Raw genomic sequence first — 15,628 nt, 5'->3', positions numbered from 1 at the left:
GTGCCTCGTTAGCGGGGTGAATTAAGGATTTGTTGGAGCACCTGGTTCAGCAGCAAGCCAGTGTCTCGTTCAGTGCTGACGCCAATGAACTGGCGCTTGGGCAAGGTGATTTCCCAGCTCTGCGCGCCACTGCTCTCGGTTTTCTCGTCGTCCAGGATGCGGATCAGCAGGCCGGCCTTGGCGTAGTTCACATGTTCTTGAATCCAGGCCACGGATGGTCGGGACAAGCTTTTCTTGCCTTCCTGGCGAACTTTGAAGCCCAGTCGACGCAGGCGCTTGGCCTGCTTTTCCGTGGCGGCCAGACCGGCGGGAACGTTGTTCCAGCGCTTCATCTGCGCGGCGGTGCGACGTTCGCTGACGCCGTTGTGCTGCTGCGCCGCAACCCAACTGGTCAGGGCATTACGCCAACCCAGCTCGGCTTCATCAGCGCTGACGCGGGTGACCAACATCAACTTGGCCAACCCTACTTCCATCTTCTTTTTGCCCTTGCCAGTGCCTTTGCGCGCGTCGAACGGTGTGCCGTCGAGGTTCTGTTGAGCGCGCACACGCTGACGGCTCATCGTCCGCACGCGCTTGGTGACGTTGTTCAGCAGGCGGCGGCGCAGTTGTGGCGGCAGGCTGAGCAACGCCAGCTGCTCGCGTACGCCCAGATAGCCCCGGGCATCGAGTTCGAAGGTGCTACGCCCTGCCATAGCTCGCCACCTCGCCATGCTCGGCAATCCACAAGTCGAACGGAACAAACGCCCAGGTCTTGCCGAAGGCATCGATCTCGCCGGCGGGATCCTCGGCCAGGTATTGCGGTTCGTTGAATTCGAGAGTGATGTCCACGTCGGCCAGGTCGTTGTCGAGCATGGTGATGTCGAATTTCGGCGACGGCAGCTCGTCGCGGTCCTGGTCGTTGCCCTCCAGCCAACTGCCCACCAACGCCATCAGGCGCCCCGGGTGATCGGCGAAACGCTCCAGAGCGATCGTGGCGCTGTAACGCATGTCACCCATGTGCAGGCCGCCGAGATCGTCTTTCCAGATCAGTTCTAGGTTCACCTGGTCGGTCCAGCTGTCGAGCTGTTCAGGCTCAACCAGGCGGCGCTCGATCAGGTACGTGGTGAGGGCACGGAGTTTGATCACAGGAGTACCGCCGTAATTCGGCCACGGCCCTGCAGTGAACGAACGGACTGCTGGCTGAATTCAAGAAAGGTTTCGCCGCGCTCGGGCAATTCCTTGGCGGTGTTTTCTGCACTTTCACGGCGGGTAACGGTGGCAAACTGAGTCAGTAAACTGGCCTTGGCACGGCAATACACGGCGCGTTTGTACGTCGCTGCGTGAAATGTGCGCTCCGGCAGCACCATAGGGTCAGCAGATTCCACGCTGGTGACGCCCGAGTTCTGCCATTGGCCTTTGAGCTTGGCCAGATCTCGATTGACCTCGATCATCGCGGTGGTCAAATCAGTGACCAGCATCTCAACCAGGTACTCCGCCGGCAGGCGGTACCCCTTCTGGAACTCGGTCACAGAGAGGTTCGGCCAGAAGCCGTCGTTCTCGATCGCCTGTTCCACAAAGGTGGTGGGTTTCCCGGAAAAGCTCATTGCTGGGCACTCAAATAGGGGCGGGAAAACTGTTTCAGTGGGTCAGGGCCATAAATGGTTGGCTCACATCCACAGTTTCTCGCCGGGGGGGGTAGTCGGTTATTCGGGGGCTTTCTCAGCCAGTTCTTTTGCCAGGGCCTTGCGAGCCCCTTCCAGGCGGGTACCAACACCGACAGCCGCGTGCAGCTCAGTGGCGCGTTCAAAGTGGGCAATAGCTTTCGCCCAGTCTTTGGTAGCCATTGCGCGAATGCCGATCAACTTGTGGTACTTGGCCGGAATCTGCTCGGTGAGCCGCCATTCGCCATCGACACGCGGCAATAGGTCGGACAGGTATGGCTCAGGGCTTCGACCAGCCTTCTGTTCGGCCTCAGCCCACTCAATCACCGAGTCGGCGACGAAGGTCGGCACATCACGTCTGAAGCGGATCGGCATTACTTGGCCCTGGTCCATGGCAAAGTTTGCCAAGTCAAAACCGGCCTCAAACTGCACGGTGTCGAACAGCCAGACCAGGACCTGCATCACTACCGAGTTCTGGAAACTCAATCCGGAATCGCGGTAGCGCTGCACATAGTCCAGGTACTTGGGCAGCAGCTCGTCACGCTTGAGTTGCTGACGCAGTTCTCGACTGTTGATTGCACCAAGGCGCTCCAGATCCTGAGTCAGGGCGTCTTCCATCAGCTTCAAGTGCTTCTTGCCGTTTGCTGGGCTGGAGAGCGCGGTGGCGGCGGAATACACCGCCGTTTCGGCACCGGCGCGCACAGCTGCGGCTGGACCTTCGGCTTGAACGCGACGCTTGTGCGCCAGTGCCAGGCTCATCAGATCAGTTCCACGTTTTCAGCAGCCGCGAATTTCTCCAACTGCTCGATCACATAACCTTCGTTCCGGCCGTTGTAATCCTCGACGCGGGAGCGCTTCGGGTTCTCCAGCAGGTGACGGCGCCAGCTGCTGTCCTGGAAGTAGATCGACAGGTTGTCCCAGCTGGTGACGACCACGGCATTGACCGGGAAGTGCGGCACGGTGAAGGTCGGCAGACCGCCATAGGTCGCAATGACCTGGGCACTTTCGATGCGCTCCTTCTCGGTGGGTTTGCCAGCCTGGTTGGAATACAGCTTGGCCTTGTCAGCGGCCAGCAGATCACTGCCCACGATGGCAATCAGGTCGCCGCCGTCACGGAAAACCGAGCTGATCATCTGCTTGACGTCGTGCACCAGGGCGTCGAGGTTTTCGTAGTCGCCGCCAGTGCCGAGGGTGATTTTCCCATCGACGGCGCCTTCCTCCAAAACCTGCTCAGGGATCTGCTCGCGAGCAATCTGCAGCCAGCCTTTGTTGACGTCCTGCAGCATCGGGCTGGTGGCCAGGTTGGTCTGGATGGCGGCGGTTACACCGTGCCAACCGATCATGATGCGATCGAGGGCAATTTGCTTCTGCACGGCCGCCGAGTAGCGATCGGCGAAGTCCGGGAACTTGGCCCAGCTGTCGATTTTGGCGAACGGCAAACCGACGTCAGACTCAGTGGCAAACAGTTCGTAGTCCAGGCCATTCAGGTCGGAAACGTCTTTGGCTTCGCGATCGGTGGTCTTGGTGTTGGTACGACTGGTCACAGGACCATTCACACCGAACATGACCTTCTGGCCCTTGATCTCGGTGACCGGCACGACGTTGATGCGTTCGAGGAAGTCGGCGCGTTCGGTGATCTTGTCGTTCAGTTCCTGGGCAATGCTCGGCTCGACGTTGAACTGGCGAGTCACGTCGACGCTGTAGGTCTCGGCGATGGCCTCACGCAGGGCTGCGTATTGCTTCAGAGCACGATTACTTAAAGATTGCTGGCTCATGTCACAGCACCCGCTTTTTGATGTCGAGGGAACCGGCGGTTTTCGGCAGTGGCAAACCGGTGGTGGTGTTGAAGGCCTTTTCAAGCAGCGCTTCAATACGATCGAGACGCTTGCTGTCGCTGCCTTTCTTGGCGAATTCACGATCCGCTTCGGCCTGAGTCACGATCGCGTCGACGGCGGCTTCTACGTCATCGACTTCAGTTACAACTGGCTCCTCGACTTCCGCAGTCGCGGGCTCGATAACAGCGGCGAGGCCGGTGACGACAAGGCCGAGTTGTTCGATCAAGGCCTTCAAAGCCTTGGCTGTAGCTTCATCCATTGGGGGTTTGCTCTCGGTGGGGGTGGTCTGGGTCGTTTCGGTGGAGGTGTCTTCAGCAGCGAAGCGCTTGAACAGACGGGTTAGCATGTTGGTCAACATGCCAATCTCGCCTTTGGGCTCCTCATCACCCAGCACGCCAAGAGGGACAGACGCGGCGTAATGCACGGGCTCGCCGGTTTTGCGGGAAAAGTAGAGCTCCTGGGTGCCCAGGCTGGCCGGCGAATCGGTCACGGCAAGGCCGGACAAATAGGCTTTGCCGCTGTTTGCGAAGTTCGGGGTGATTTCGATGCTGGTGAACAGCTTTTCGCCTTGGTCGTTGAGGCAAAGCAGTTTGTCATTGGGCTTAAGCTGGGCTTCCAAACCGACCTGGCCTGGTTCAAGGTCGTCGGCTTCTTCTACTAGGCGTACCGCGAAAACGGTGCCGTAGGATCCAGCCCAACGCTCATGCTCAGACCAGATCACTGCCGTGTATTTGGCGAGGCTGTAGGTCTCAGCGATATCACGCAGTTCCTGGGGAAGGATCTCGCGACCATCAGCGGTGGYGCCGCTGGTGGCGACACGTTTCCAGTACGAAACAAGAGAACGGGGCATGGGCGATAACTGCGCTCAATCGGTGATTTGAGGCCCCACGATATGGGCCGATTGCCCCTCTAACAAACGGTTGTCTTGAGCGCTTCTCCTATATTCACGATCTAGGTGAATTGCGGAATTTAACCCCGCGTTTCCCACGTTTTCGACGCATAGACTGCGGTCATGCCATACGCCCCCGAACTTAAAGAAGCCGCCAAACGCCTTTATTTACGCCGCTGTAAGCCGCGTGAAATTCAGGCGCAGTTATCCCTGCCCAACATCCGGATCGTTTACTACTGGATCCGCCAGGGTGAGTGGGACGACATGCTGTCGGATGAAGAACCGCTGACTGCCGTTGGCCGGCGAATTACCCTGCTCCTGGACAAAGTCACGTCGCTGACAAAGGGCGACCTGGACGAGCTCGACCGCCTCACGACTATCCGCGATCGACTGTTGAAGCAATCCGTGAAACTGGTACCGGCGCCGATCGGCGATCCGCCGGCGGACGATGGCCAGCGCCGAGAAGGACAACGCAATGAGCGTCGGGATCGAGGCGATCGCAACGACAAGGGTGGAAAGAAGCGCGAGAAGAAGGCCAAAAACGAGGTCGGCGAGCTGACTGAGGTCGACTTTCTCGACAAGTTCATCAGCAAAATGTACGGCTACCAGAAAGAGCTGTTCGCGGCGAAACAGAACACCCTGACGAGTCGGATCCGCAACATCCTCAAAAGCCGCCAGGTGGGGCTGACCTATTACTTCGCCGGCGAAGCGTTCATGGACGCGGTCCTGACCGGTGACAATCAGATTTTCCTGTCGGCCAGTCGAGCCCAGTCCGAGATTTTCCGCAGCTACATCGTGTCATTCGCCCAGGAGTGGTTTGGCCTGGAGCTGACGGGCAACCCGATCGTATTGAGTAAAGACGGCAAACCGTGGGCCGAGCTGCGCTTTCTCAGCACCAACAGCAGCACCGCCCAGGGTCACCATGGCCACGTTTACGTGGACGAGTACTTCTGGATCCGCGACTTCGAGAAGTTGAACACCGTCGCCAGTGCCATGGCCACCCACAAAAAGTGGCGCAAGACTTACTTCTCCACGCCCAGCGCAGTGTCGCACCAGGCGTACCCGTTCTGGACCGGCGAGAAATTCCGCAACAGCAAACGCAAGAACGCCAAAGACCCATGGCCCAGCGAAGCCCAAGCTGCGGCTGGATCGCTGTGTCCGGACGGGCAATGGCGCAAGGTCATCACGATCCTCGACGCCATTTCCGGCGGCTGCGATCTGTTCGACCTCGAGCAGCTGCAGTTGGAGTACGACGAGGACAAATTTCAGCAGCTGTTCATGTGCAAGTTCATCGACAGCACGCAAAGCGCCTTTTCCCTGGCTGATCTGGAGCGCTGCTACTCCGACCAATCGTTGTGGACCGACTACGACCCCGACGATCCGCGCCCTTTCGGCAACAGCCCCGTCTGGATTGGCTACGACCCCAGCCGCACCCGTGACGATGCCAGCTGCGTGGTCATCGCCCCACCGCTCGAGGACGGCGGCAAGTTCCGGATCCTGGAGAAACACAGCTGGCGTGGGCAGTCGTTCAAGTACCAGGCCGACCAGATCAAGAAACTCACCGAGCGCTTCAACGTCCAGCACATCGGCATCGACACCACCGGCATCGGTTACGGCGTGTTCGACATGGTGCGCGATTTCTACCCGCGTGCGACTTCGATCCATTACAGCCTCGAAACCAAAAACACCCTGGTACTCAAGGCGCAGGACACGATTCAGGGCAGCCGGATCGAGTGGGACGCCGGCTGGAATGACATCGCTCAAGCGTTCCTGACGATCAAGCGCGGCACCACTGGCGGTGGCCAAGTCACCTACAGCGCATCACGTACCGATGCCTCCGGCCACGCCGACATCGCCTGGGCAATCATGCATGCCCTGGCCCACGAACCCCTCAACACCAACAAACAGCGGCGCAGCCGCTACACACTCAGCGGACCAAGCACCCATGGGCAAACCAGCAAAAAACCAACCGCAAAAACCAGCACCAGGTCCGATGCGGGCGTTTTCATTCGGTGCACCGGAACAGGTTCTGACCGAGAACATCGCACATTACCTGGGCGTGTTCGCCACCCACGACGGAAAGACCTACACGCCGCCAGTGTCACGCCAAGGCCTGGCCAAACTGCTGCGAGCCAACGCTCACCACGGCGCCATTCCAGGGTTCAAGCGCAACCTACTGCTGCGTGAGTTCATTGCGTCGGAGGGTTGTTCAGTCCAGACCATGAGGAGTGCAGGCTTGGATTTTATGGTGTTCGGCGAAGCGTATTTCCGGCGCAACCGCAATGCATTCGGCCAGGTGCTGCAGATGGATCACCTGCCAACAATCAACATGCGGGTCAGGGTTGGTGGCGGGTTTGTGATGCTACTGCCGGACGGCAAGCAGGAGGAGTTCGAAGAGGATGAAGTCGAACACGTCATGAACTACGACGTGGAACAGAACATCTACGGCGTGCCCGACTACTTGGGCGGCATGCAGGCGTTGTTGCTCAATGAGGCCGCTACCCTCTTCCGTCGCCGCTACTACAGCAACGGCGCACACGCGGGCTACATCTTCTACACCAACGACCCGAACCTGACTGAGGAAGACGAAGAGTCCCTGCGCGATCAGATCAGCGCGAGCAAGGGTGTGGGTAACTTCCGGTCGATGTTCGTAAACATCCCGGGCGGTGCAGAAAAGGCGATTCAGATCATCCCGGTCGGGGACTTCCAAGCGAAGGACGAACTGGAGAAGGTCAAGAATATCACCCGCAACGATGTGATCGCCGCCTGGCGAATGAACCCCGCGCTGGCCGGCATCATCCCGGAAAACAGCGCGGGCTTTGGCGATATCGAAAAGATCGATCGCGTGTACACCAGTAACGAGATTCGACCGATCTGCCAGCTGTTTAACCAGCTGAATGACACCCTGCGTGAAGACAGGCGATTCACCTGGAGAGAAGTGATATCAGCAGTTGATTCCACTGCATCAAGTGCATAGCCAAGAGAATGCCACTACATATTGTGGCACTATAGTGGCGATTGGCTGCCCTGGGGAGGGACACAATGCGAGTTATATGCAAGTGCGGACACAAAGGTCGAATCGCATCGCGCGACCAGTTATCTGAGGATTTTGCCAAGCTTTACTGCCAGTGCCTCGACGCAAAGTGCGGGCACACATGGGTGGCAAATCTGACGTTTTCACACACGCTGAGCCCGTCGGCTCAGTCATTCGAAAGGATGTTATTCGACCATCTGCGGGACTTGCCCAGGGCCAAACAGCGCGAGCTGTTTGAGCAGCTTGGGGCGGTGGCTTGATGCGCAAACCGCCGACTCGGAATTGTCGGCGATCGGTTACGGGGAGAGGGATATCAGTTGCCGACGGACTCTTCTGGGGTGGTGGCTAATAGCTCCGATAGCCGTCGAAATTGCATTTGCTCGTGCTCACTCAACAGGCGGTACAGCCGTATAAGTCGCCGTTCAGTTTTAGTCAGGCCGAGCTGTTCGAATTCCGGGATATCAACGCAAATGCGCTCATTGTTCATGCGATCCAACATGCTTACTACTCCATAAAGTGCATTGCTGAATCGACGTTATTGGGGCTGGAGCAGGCTTTCGTACTGGGAGTAAGACGAATGTCGTACACGCTTTGTTGCAGATCAACTCCGTTGGCGGGTGGCATCGTCAGCCATGGCTTTCAGAAAACGACGGATCGCTTCTTGGTCAAACGGCGTGATGCTTCTGTACTGCCGGACAAGCAGATCTTCCGCTTCAGAAAGCGAGTCGTTAGGCATCGTCGCGGGGACTCCATTCACTATGTAGCCCACATCAAAACCAAGCTGGCTTGCTGCCATGCTCAGATACGACGCCGTGGGATCACTGGCCCCAGACTCATAATTTCCTTGAGTCCGTTTCGAGACCCCAAGTTTTTCAGCGAGTTGATCTTGTGTAAGCCCTGCTTGGGCACGCAGTTGGCGAAGCCGAACGCCAATCTCTTCGGAGAGAGTCAAATTATTTCCACTCGCTTATTTACATTGGCAATTTTTTGCTACATCCTGCGCTCGTCATCACACGAAAACGCAAGGAATTGCACTATGCCCAACACGACCATCACCGAGCAAGCCCRACAACAAGCGCGTGACGCGTTGGAGAAGCGCGGTCAGTCAGCGAAAGACTTTGCCAAATTGCACAACCTGAATCCCAGCACCGTGTACGCGGTGCTGAGTGGCCAGAGCCATTGTCGCCGTGGGGAGGCACATCGCGCCGCGGTATTGCTTGGTATCAAAGACGGCGTGATCGAACAGTAATGGCGCTGAGCCACAGGGAAAAGCAGAACATGAAAAGCTCAGTTCTAAAGACTCGCCGGGAAGTTGTCAGCGCCATTATCTGTAGTTACCCAGGTGGACGGGAATGCGCTGCAGCGCGCATAGGTTTGGCGCTGAAAAAATTTGACAACCACGCTTACGAAAACAACAACAGTCGCCCGCTATCAGATGCTCAGCTCTACCAGCTGGAGCAGGAAGCTGGCACTCAACATCTCCCCACGTATATCGCGGCAATGTATGGCGGATTGTTCGTTCCGGTCGCGGATCCTGAGAGCTTGGACAACGTGGAGATGTACACCCTGTCGGTACATGTCGCAGCCAAGCGTGGATGTGTTGACCAAGAGATTGCAAAGGCGTTGGCGGACGGTTGTATTTCCGAAATCGAAGCGGAACACATCCTCAATGCCCACAACCTGCACATGGCAGCACGTCACGCCGAAGTGCTGGCAGCCATCGACCTGTACCGCAATAAATCCGGGGTTGCTCAATGAACAATCTGCCTGCAGTACAGGAATACCAAGACGTGCTCAAAGCCGCTGCACTCGCATTTCTGGAGCGTCACCAATGCGAGCACCTGGGCGACGATCAGCAGCTGTTTGACCGTGCAGTACAGCACTTGGTGACCGACTACGACGTCTTGACGACCACCGCCGAAAAGCTTGTGCACCTGGCAAGCAGCGATATGTCTGCAATCCGCGATCGGCAGCGATTGGACATGATCAACAGCACGTCGACACACACCGTCATTATCGATCCCGCCACCGGAAACGCTTGGGCTGTCCCTGTCAGCCTGATCTACGAACGCATTCTCAACGCACCGGATAACGGTCGTTTCCGCGTAGCCGCACCGTAATACCTACCCACTAAATCGCCTGTCCCACCCCCGTGGGTTTGGGTGAGCTGCGCCCGAAATTGAGGTTTGACGATGGAAAACGCCATGAACATCAACGCAAAACTGACACCAGGTCAGGCCCAAGCGCTCTTGGCCAACCTGCGTGAGCAATACCGTCTCAACCTCAATGACCTCTGGTACGCAGATCAGTACCGCCTGATTCCCGATGGCTTGCGCCACGGATCAATTCTCGCCAACAGCCCGGTGATGGCGGCTCAAAAGCACCTGATCGGTGCCCTAACCCAAAGCCTCGGCCTCAGCCTCAAGGCAGCGAAGTAATCATGAGAGACGATCTACGTCACGACGTCCTGCAGCGCATCCAATCCGATTACGGACTGAAGCACCGCGCCCCCACCAATTACATGCGTGGCGGCACCTGCCCTAAGTGCAACAAGAAAGAGCTGTACACACGCTTCGATAGCCCGTGGCAGTTGATTTGTGGCCGGCAGGAAAAGTGCGGCCACACGGTGCATGTAAAAGAGATTTACGACGACCTGTTTGAGGACTGGAGCAAGCGAGCTCCAGCCACAGAAAGTGCACCAACGGCAACAGCACGGGCCTACCTTGAGTTTGCCCGCGGCTTCGACATTTCGCTGATTGCCGGTTGGTTTACCCAGGAGACGTTCTACTCCAGCCATGAACAGGCTGGCAGTGCAACGGTGCGTTTCGCCCTGGAGAAAGGCGGGTATTGGGAACGTCTGATCGATCGGCCTGCGCGCTTCGGCAAAATGAAAGCCCGCTTCAAACCAGGTGAGACATACCGTGGCGTGTGGTGGTGCCCACCGTGCGTGGACCTGCTCGAAGTTAAAGAAATCTGGATTGTTGAAGGCATCTTTGACGCGATCGCACTTGTACATAACGGCCTTTCCGCCGTGTCGGCAATGTCCTCGAACGCGTTCCCTGAAGAATCACTGAAGGCATTGCTGCGCGATCGGACCGACAAGTTGCCGAAGCTCGTGTGGGCTCTAGATAACGAACCTGGTGCGCATACATACACCCGACGCTGGGTCCGCCAAGCGCGGGAAATGGGCTTCATATGTGAGGCAGCACAGATCCCACAACGCGACGGCCGCAAGGTCGACTGGAACGACCTGCATCAGCGCTGGGCTTTTATCGACGGTGATGAAAAACGGGAAGCTCAGGTCGCGACTGACGTTAAACAGATCCGCCACCAGGGCGCGCTGCTGATCGCTGAAAGCGCCGCCGAAAAGGCGTTACTGATGTACGACTGGAACAAACGCGGCGAATTCCACCTGGGCTTCGGCAACCGCCTCTATTGGTTCAAGTTGGACATGGAGAAATACAACCGGGCCGTCCAGGACCTTGAGGACAGCGACAATCACGATGAGCAGCTGCTGAACCAAGCGCAAATGCGTGAGAAAGCGCTACAGCAATCCGGCAGCGTTGTGGAGATCGCCAACTGCTACCCGCAAGCCCTGTACTTCCAGCGGAATGAAGTCACCGATGAGTCTTGGTACTACCTGCGTGTGGACTTTCCGCATGACGCAGGCAGCGTCAAGAACACCTTCACCAGCGGCCAGCTCGCCGCCGCCAGCGAGTTCAAAAAACGACTGCTCGGGATGGCTGCTGGCGCCATGTACACCGGTAGCGGCCAACAACTGGACAAACTCATGAAAGACCAGCTCTATGGGATCAAAACCGTCTCTACCATCGACTACGTCGGCTACAGCAAGGAATACGGCTGCTACATCTACGGTGACGTGGCCGTCAAGGAAGGCAATGTTTATCCGGTGAACAGCGAAGACTATTTCGAGTTCGGGAAAATGCGCCTGAAGACGCTGCAAAAAGGCGTGCCGGTGCATCTGCAGCGCGATGCGAAAGGTTACGACGAGGAATGGCTACGGCTGCTCTGGATCTGCTTTGGCACCCAAGGTTTGGCTGCGCTGCTGTTCTTCTTTGGTTCGTTGTTCTGCGAGCAGATCCGCACTCGCTACCAGTCGTTCCCGTTCCTGGAAGCCACCGGTGAAGCCGGTGCCGGCAAGACCACCCTGCTCAATTTGCTGTGGAAGCTGCTCGGGCGTGAAGGCTACGAGGGTTTCGATCCGATGAAGTCCACCAAGGCTGGACGGTCACGATTGATGGGACAGGTGTCCGGGATGCCGGTCGTGTTCCTAGAGGCCGATCGTCATGGCGAAGATAAAGCGCACGCCAAAACCTTCGAATGGGACGAGCTGAAAGACTTTTTCGGGGGCGGCACGCTGGCGACCAAAGGCGTGAAGACTGCCGGCAACGAAACTTATGAGCCACCGTTTCGCGGCACGATTGCTATCAGCCAGAACGCTGCCGTGGTTGCTCACGAAGCGATCATGACCCGCATCGTAAAACTTCACTTCATCCGCCCTACTGTCACTCCAGAAAGCCGCGCTGCAGCTGACAAGCTCAATGCCCTGGACGGAACCACGCTGAGCCACTTCCTTCTGCAGGCTGTGCGCAAAGAGTCCGAGGTGATGGATCTTTTCAGCAAGCGCTTTCCTGAACACGAAGCCAAATTGCGCCGGCTGCACACACATTGCTTCGCCTGCGACACCCAGTTCGGCGGTGATGGTGCCTGCCGCAAGTGCGGAAACGGTTTGCGGGGCTACATCGGCGTCGAACGGATCATCAAAAACCACGCTCAGTTGTTCGCCCTGCTGGATACCATCTGCCTAGTCATCACTCTGACCGAAGTGCAAGTMAGCTCCACGCGCCGGCAGATCGTCGAGATGGCGCTAGAGCGACAGAGCACGACCAACGCGGACCACAGCGCTGTTGCCGAATTTTGGCAGGTGYATGACTACCTGGAATCGATCTACGACGAGCCCTTGGTCAATCACAGCAAGAACTCGGACATCATCGCGATCAACCTCAACGAGTTTGCCGAGCGGGCTGCTGAACACCGTCAGAAGCTCTCCGACGTCACTTCGTTGAAAGATCTGCTTAAGGAATCCCGCAGCCATAAGTTCCTGGACTACAAGGCCGTCGACAGCGCAGTGCGGTCCGCGCAATCAGCCAAGAACCCCATGATCAACCGCTGCCCAACCGTCAAATGCTGGATTTTCAAGGCCTGACCAGGAGACAGATACATGCAAATCCAAGTGATTACCGAGCATGAGCGAGACCACGCAATCTCCGAAATCCGCCGGATCAACGCCGTAATGAACCAGCTTGGGTACGAGGGCAGAACAGTGTTCGCCGAAGCCTATGGTGCTGACGGCCTGGTACAGATCCTTGAGGTTCGTGCCAGCGGTGGCCAAGGGGAAATTCTCGTCATGGACTGTTCACGCGAACAGGTCCAGGCGGTCCTGGAGTGGCAGGCCTGCGATGACGAAGGGGTACTTGAGGATTTGGTAATTCACCTGGTGCGTAAAGCCTAAGGCAAACCACCAGTTTCTGAAGCCGGCACGGCCGGTAAATGAAGGGTGCCGAGGAGTTCGCACCTCCCCGACACCAACCACCACAGAGGGCAACACTATGCAAGCACAGCACCAAAGCAGCAGCGCCCCGAAGGCTAACACATTGGCAATCGAAGGTACTCAATCAGCGCGGCATCTAATGGCTATCCGGATCGTCGGCACCGCCCTGTTTGATTACCAGGTTCGGAAAACCCCCGATGCACGGATCCGCCTCGAATCCCTGGCCACCATGGCACAAGCCCAGGGCGACCTAACTGATGTCGAGGCGCTTGTCATTGCCCAGGTACTTGCCACTCCCACCAACTCTATCCAGCAGCTGCAGGACCGAGATCATGTCTGAGCAAACTAATATCAAGCGCTTCAAAGTGAGTGAATCCTGGAAAGATTACGAGGTGCTGCTCGAGGTCAATCTCGATGTGTTGACGACTGACCGGGCAGCCGCAAGTCACGCAGGCGATTTGTGCAAATGCCCTCAAAAAGTGGTGATCGCATGAAAGTAGCTCTACCCAATCCGATACTAGACGGCGCAACTCTGAGTGCGACAGTCAGTACCGGCTTCAAGGCCACGGGCCCAGAAGGAGTTCTCGCCCGCATAGCCATCGTTGATGAGCATGGAAACATTCTGGCCATCGGTGATGATGTTGCCTGGGCAGCCTGGCGCGTCTGTGTTGAGGTACAGGAAAACTTCTGGGAAGGACATGGCCACTTGGTAGTCCATACCGCCCCGCCAGGACAGGGTCATAACAAGAAGCTTTCAGCCTGATCATACAGGGCGGTCGACACCGGCCGCCCATACACCTGTTCGGCGTTCAATTCGCATCCAGCGACGCTGGCCAGATCTGGCAATGAGCAGTACATCGATGTACTTGCGCCCCTCTGGCACGACCCCGCGTATGTAAATTACGATCCTTTCGAAGGTGTCCATCACCAATTGACGGACCTTCTCTCTGGACTCTACCTCTTGGCCGTCGACTGCTTCAGCGAGTTCAGCCCAGAGCCTGGCGTCTGCCGGCTTCTGACGTGAGGCTGCCCTTGCCAGCTCGCGCTCGGACTGCTGGACTTGTGTCTTCGCGCCCTGCAATTGCTCCTCCAGATCCCGTGCTTTGCGGACAAAAACCATCGGCGTAGCGCCATCGCTCTCCCCAGCTAACAACGCCTCGGTCACACGGGACAACTGACGCTCCAGATCGTCAACTACTTTCCTGGCATTCACCAAGTGAACACGAAGGTCCTGACCACCATAGGCCGGTACCTGCAAACGCTGAAGATTGACCTGGTCAGAGCAGTACGCCATCAATGCTCGCTCAACTGGCACAACACTGATACTTCCTGCCTTGCACCCAGCAGCATTCATGTTCGATACACAAAGCAAGCGGCGATTGCAGTCGCGTAGTGTCCCGTCTGGTTTGATCTTCACCATTTGGTTCACGCCAGTCATGGCTGTACCGCAATATCCGCAGTAGGTAACTCCAATGCCAGTAACCACACCCGGAATCGCACCCTTTGGCCGACGCCGGCTGCGTTGTGTCGTCAACAACTGAAGTTCATCAAACTCCGCATCTGACATCAGCCGCGGATAGTAATCAGGTAGCTCAAAATACTCTCCATCAATAGAGAGCCGTTTGGTGCCCTTCAATGTAGGCAACTTAACTAGTCGATAAATCTGTTGAGCACTAATACCCACGGTGTTGACGCTGTAACCACGCTCTAACATCAACTGATAGGTGCGATCGGCACCAAGTCCTTCTTTGTACTTTCCAATAGCAAACATGACGACTTCGACGCGCTCCGGTATTAACTCCCATATAGTGCCGTTCCAGCGCAGCCACTTGGCATCACCGCCATTGCGTATCAATCCTCGGTAGTTACCAGCCATCCAGCCTTCACATTGCCGACGAATCGCAGCCTTTACTCTCTTGCTCTTCGTATCACTCTCTTCATGCGCACGGATCATCACCAGCAGGCTGTAGACCAAGTCCATGGGTTGAGCCTTGAGTTTCTCCCTGTTGTATTCTCTTCCATCACTGGCGGTCACAACAGTTATGCCCGCGTTGATGATTTGTGCCAGTTGCGCTTGAGCTTGAATGGGCTCTGCCCGACTCAGCCGGTCCAACCCTTCGACGACCAACACTGAACCTGGGGGAATACGCCCCTCATCGACCGCCAGAAGGAACACCCCCAGCGCGCCCTGTTTGATGTGACGCTGATGGAATGCAGACAGCCCTTCGTCTTTCAGTGACAGGGATTCATCCAGCGTCAGGCCGCGCTCTGCGGCCCAGGCTTTGGCGTACTGAAGCTGGCGGTCAGCGCTGTGCCCTAAAGCCTGCTTCGGATCAGAGAAACGCGTGTAGCTGTAAACTTTTGCCCCATTCGTTGGCATGCGATGGCCCCGGAAAGCGCGAAAAGGCAAAGTATATATGGCCCATCGTCGGGGAATCCCAAGGCGATCCTGATCTTCACCGCCTTCCTGCCCCAATTCGTCGATCCGACCCGCGCGGTGACACCGCAATTTGCGCTGCTTGGTGCATTGTTTTTAATGCTGGAATGGATCGCGATCAGCGCGTACGCCTTTATGGGGCTGCACATGCGTCGCTGGTTCGCCGAGCCGAGTGGCAAGCGGATTTTCAATCGGTGCTGCGCGGGGTTGCTGTCGGCGGC

General features: G+C 57.2%; 21 protein-coding genes and 1 pseudogene. 12 read left to right on the top strand and 10 right to left on the bottom strand.

The window, feature by feature from the left end; genetic code table 11:
* Positions 1–8: 8 nt before the first annotated feature.
* The 6 genes from AC1DRJ_RS03745 to AC1DRJ_RS03720 form a co-directional block, all read right to left on the bottom strand.
* Entirely contained in the window at positions 9–692 is a 684-nt protein-coding gene (locus AC1DRJ_RS03745; RefSeq protein WP_477800894.1) for a phage virion morphogenesis family protein, read from the bottom strand.
* A complete protein-coding gene (locus AC1DRJ_RS03740) occupies positions 679–1,125 on the bottom strand; it encodes a phage tail protein (RefSeq protein WP_477800893.1) in 447 nt (148 codons plus the stop codon). The genes AC1DRJ_RS03745 and AC1DRJ_RS03740 overlap by 14 nt, the downstream gene beginning before the upstream one ends.
* Entirely contained in the window at positions 1,122–1,583 is a 462-nt protein-coding gene (locus AC1DRJ_RS03735) for a head completion/stabilization protein (RefSeq protein ID WP_477800892.1), read from the bottom strand. The genes AC1DRJ_RS03740 and AC1DRJ_RS03735 overlap by 4 nt, the downstream gene beginning before the upstream one ends.
* Before the next feature lie 99 nt (positions 1,584–1,682).
* Positions 1,683–2,399 (bottom strand): phage terminase small subunit, encoded by a 717-nt coding sequence (gene gpM / locus AC1DRJ_RS03730; RefSeq protein WP_477800891.1) that lies wholly within the window; start codon positions 2,397–2,399, stop codon positions 1,683–1,685.
* Entirely contained in the window at positions 2,399–3,415 is a 1,017-nt protein-coding gene (locus AC1DRJ_RS03725; protein ID WP_477800890.1) for a phage major capsid protein, P2 family, read from the bottom strand. The genes gpM and AC1DRJ_RS03725 overlap by 1 nt, the downstream gene beginning before the upstream one ends.
* Before the next feature lies 1 nt (position 3,416).
* A complete protein-coding gene (locus AC1DRJ_RS03720; RefSeq protein ID WP_477800889.1) occupies positions 3,417–4,325 on the bottom strand; it encodes a GPO family capsid scaffolding protein in 909 nt (302 codons plus the stop codon).
* A 162-nt stretch (positions 4,326–4,487) separates the two neighbouring features.
* Here AC1DRJ_RS03720 and AC1DRJ_RS03715 point away from each other — a divergent pair, with 162 nt between their 5' ends.
* The 3 genes from AC1DRJ_RS03715 to AC1DRJ_RS03705 all read left to right on the top strand — a co-directional run bounded on the left by AC1DRJ_RS03715 (position 4,488) and on the right by AC1DRJ_RS03705 (position 7,658).
* Positions 4,488–6,551: a terminase large subunit domain-containing protein gene (locus AC1DRJ_RS03715; RefSeq protein ID WP_477800888.1), complete on the top strand. Its 2,064-nt coding sequence runs from the start codon at positions 4,488–4,490 to the stop codon at positions 6,549–6,551.
* Entirely contained in the window at positions 6,463–7,341 is an 879-nt protein-coding gene (locus AC1DRJ_RS03710) for a phage portal protein (protein WP_477800887.1), read from the top strand. Before AC1DRJ_RS03715 ends, AC1DRJ_RS03710 begins: the two co-directional genes overlap by 89 nt.
* A 65-nt stretch (positions 7,342–7,406) precedes the next feature.
* Positions 7,407–7,658: an Ogr/Delta-like zinc finger protein gene (locus AC1DRJ_RS03705; protein ID WP_477800886.1), complete on the top strand. Its 252-nt coding sequence runs from the start codon at positions 7,407–7,409 to the stop codon at positions 7,656–7,658.
* A 53-nt stretch (positions 7,659–7,711) separates the two neighbouring features.
* On the opposite strand, the gene AC1DRJ_RS03700 is transcribed toward AC1DRJ_RS03705, so the two are convergent.
* Both AC1DRJ_RS03700 and AC1DRJ_RS03695 read right to left on the bottom strand, forming a co-directional pair.
* Positions 7,712–7,897 (bottom strand): hypothetical protein, encoded by a 186-nt coding sequence (locus AC1DRJ_RS03700; protein WP_477800885.1) that lies wholly within the window; start codon positions 7,895–7,897, stop codon positions 7,712–7,714.
* 102 nt (positions 7,898–7,999) lie between these two features.
* Positions 8,000–8,350 (bottom strand): helix-turn-helix domain-containing protein, encoded by a 351-nt coding sequence (locus AC1DRJ_RS03695; protein ID WP_477800884.1) that lies wholly within the window; start codon positions 8,348–8,350, stop codon positions 8,000–8,002.
* A gap of 84 nt (positions 8,351–8,434) precedes the next feature.
* Here AC1DRJ_RS03695 and AC1DRJ_RS03690 point away from each other — a divergent pair, with 84 nt between their 5' ends.
* The 8 genes from AC1DRJ_RS03690 (at position 8,435) to AC1DRJ_RS03655 (ending at position 13,464) form a co-directional block, all read left to right on the top strand.
* Positions 8,435–8,647 (top strand): DNA-binding protein, encoded by a 213-nt coding sequence (locus tag AC1DRJ_RS03690; protein WP_477800883.1) that lies wholly within the window; start codon positions 8,435–8,437, stop codon positions 8,645–8,647.
* Positions 8,648–8,676: 29 nt separating this feature from the next.
* Entirely contained in the window at positions 8,677–9,156 is a 480-nt protein-coding gene (locus AC1DRJ_RS03685; protein ID WP_477800915.1) for a YmfL family putative regulatory protein, read from the top strand.
* Positions 9,153–9,518, top strand: coding sequence for a hypothetical protein (locus AC1DRJ_RS03680; protein WP_477800882.1), 366 nt, complete (start codon positions 9,153–9,155; stop codon positions 9,516–9,518). Before AC1DRJ_RS03685 ends, AC1DRJ_RS03680 begins: the two co-directional genes overlap by 4 nt.
* 72 nt (positions 9,519–9,590) lie before the next feature.
* Positions 9,591–9,836: a hypothetical protein gene (locus tag AC1DRJ_RS03675; protein ID WP_477800881.1), complete on the top strand. Its 246-nt coding sequence runs from the start codon at positions 9,591–9,593 to the stop codon at positions 9,834–9,836.
* A 2-nt stretch (positions 9,837–9,838) separates the two neighbouring features.
* The gene (locus AC1DRJ_RS03670) at positions 9,839–12,625 is read left to right on the top strand and encodes a toprim domain-containing protein (protein ID WP_477800880.1); all 2,787 of its coding nucleotides are present in this window, start codon (positions 9,839–9,841) and stop codon (positions 12,623–12,625) included.
* Between the two features lie 15 nt (positions 12,626–12,640).
* Positions 12,641–12,931, top strand: coding sequence for a hypothetical protein (locus tag AC1DRJ_RS03665; RefSeq protein WP_477800879.1), 291 nt, complete (start codon positions 12,641–12,643; stop codon positions 12,929–12,931).
* Positions 12,932–13,028: 97 nt separating this feature from the next.
* A complete protein-coding gene (locus AC1DRJ_RS03660; RefSeq protein WP_477800878.1) occupies positions 13,029–13,310 on the top strand; it encodes a hypothetical protein in 282 nt (93 codons plus the stop codon).
* Positions 13,303–13,464: a hypothetical protein gene (locus AC1DRJ_RS03655; protein ID WP_477800877.1), complete on the top strand. Its 162-nt coding sequence runs from the start codon at positions 13,303–13,305 to the stop codon at positions 13,462–13,464. Before AC1DRJ_RS03660 ends, AC1DRJ_RS03655 begins: the two co-directional genes overlap by 8 nt.
* 23 nt (positions 13,465–13,487) lie before the next feature.
* Here the strand turns inward: AC1DRJ_RS03655 and AC1DRJ_RS03650 are convergent, their stop codons facing one another.
* On the bottom strand, positions 13,488–13,712 hold the full coding sequence (locus AC1DRJ_RS03650) for a hypothetical protein (RefSeq protein ID WP_477800876.1): 225 nt from the start codon (positions 13,710–13,712) through the stop codon (positions 13,488–13,490).
* A 21-nt stretch (positions 13,713–13,733) separates the two neighbouring features.
* A complete protein-coding gene (locus AC1DRJ_RS03645) occupies positions 13,734–15,350 on the bottom strand; it encodes a recombinase family protein (protein WP_477800875.1) in 1,617 nt (538 codons plus the stop codon).
* 45 nt (positions 15,351–15,395) lie between these two features.
* Between AC1DRJ_RS03645 and AC1DRJ_RS03640 the strand changes: the two are divergent.
* Positions 15,396–15,628: pseudogene (locus tag AC1DRJ_RS03640) on the top strand (LysE family translocator); the annotation flags it as partial.

Source organism: Pseudomonas sp. P5_B2, assembly GCF_056400445.1.
Note: the sequence above shows the minus strand (reverse complement) of the source record. Positions and strands in the feature narration are given on the sequence as shown.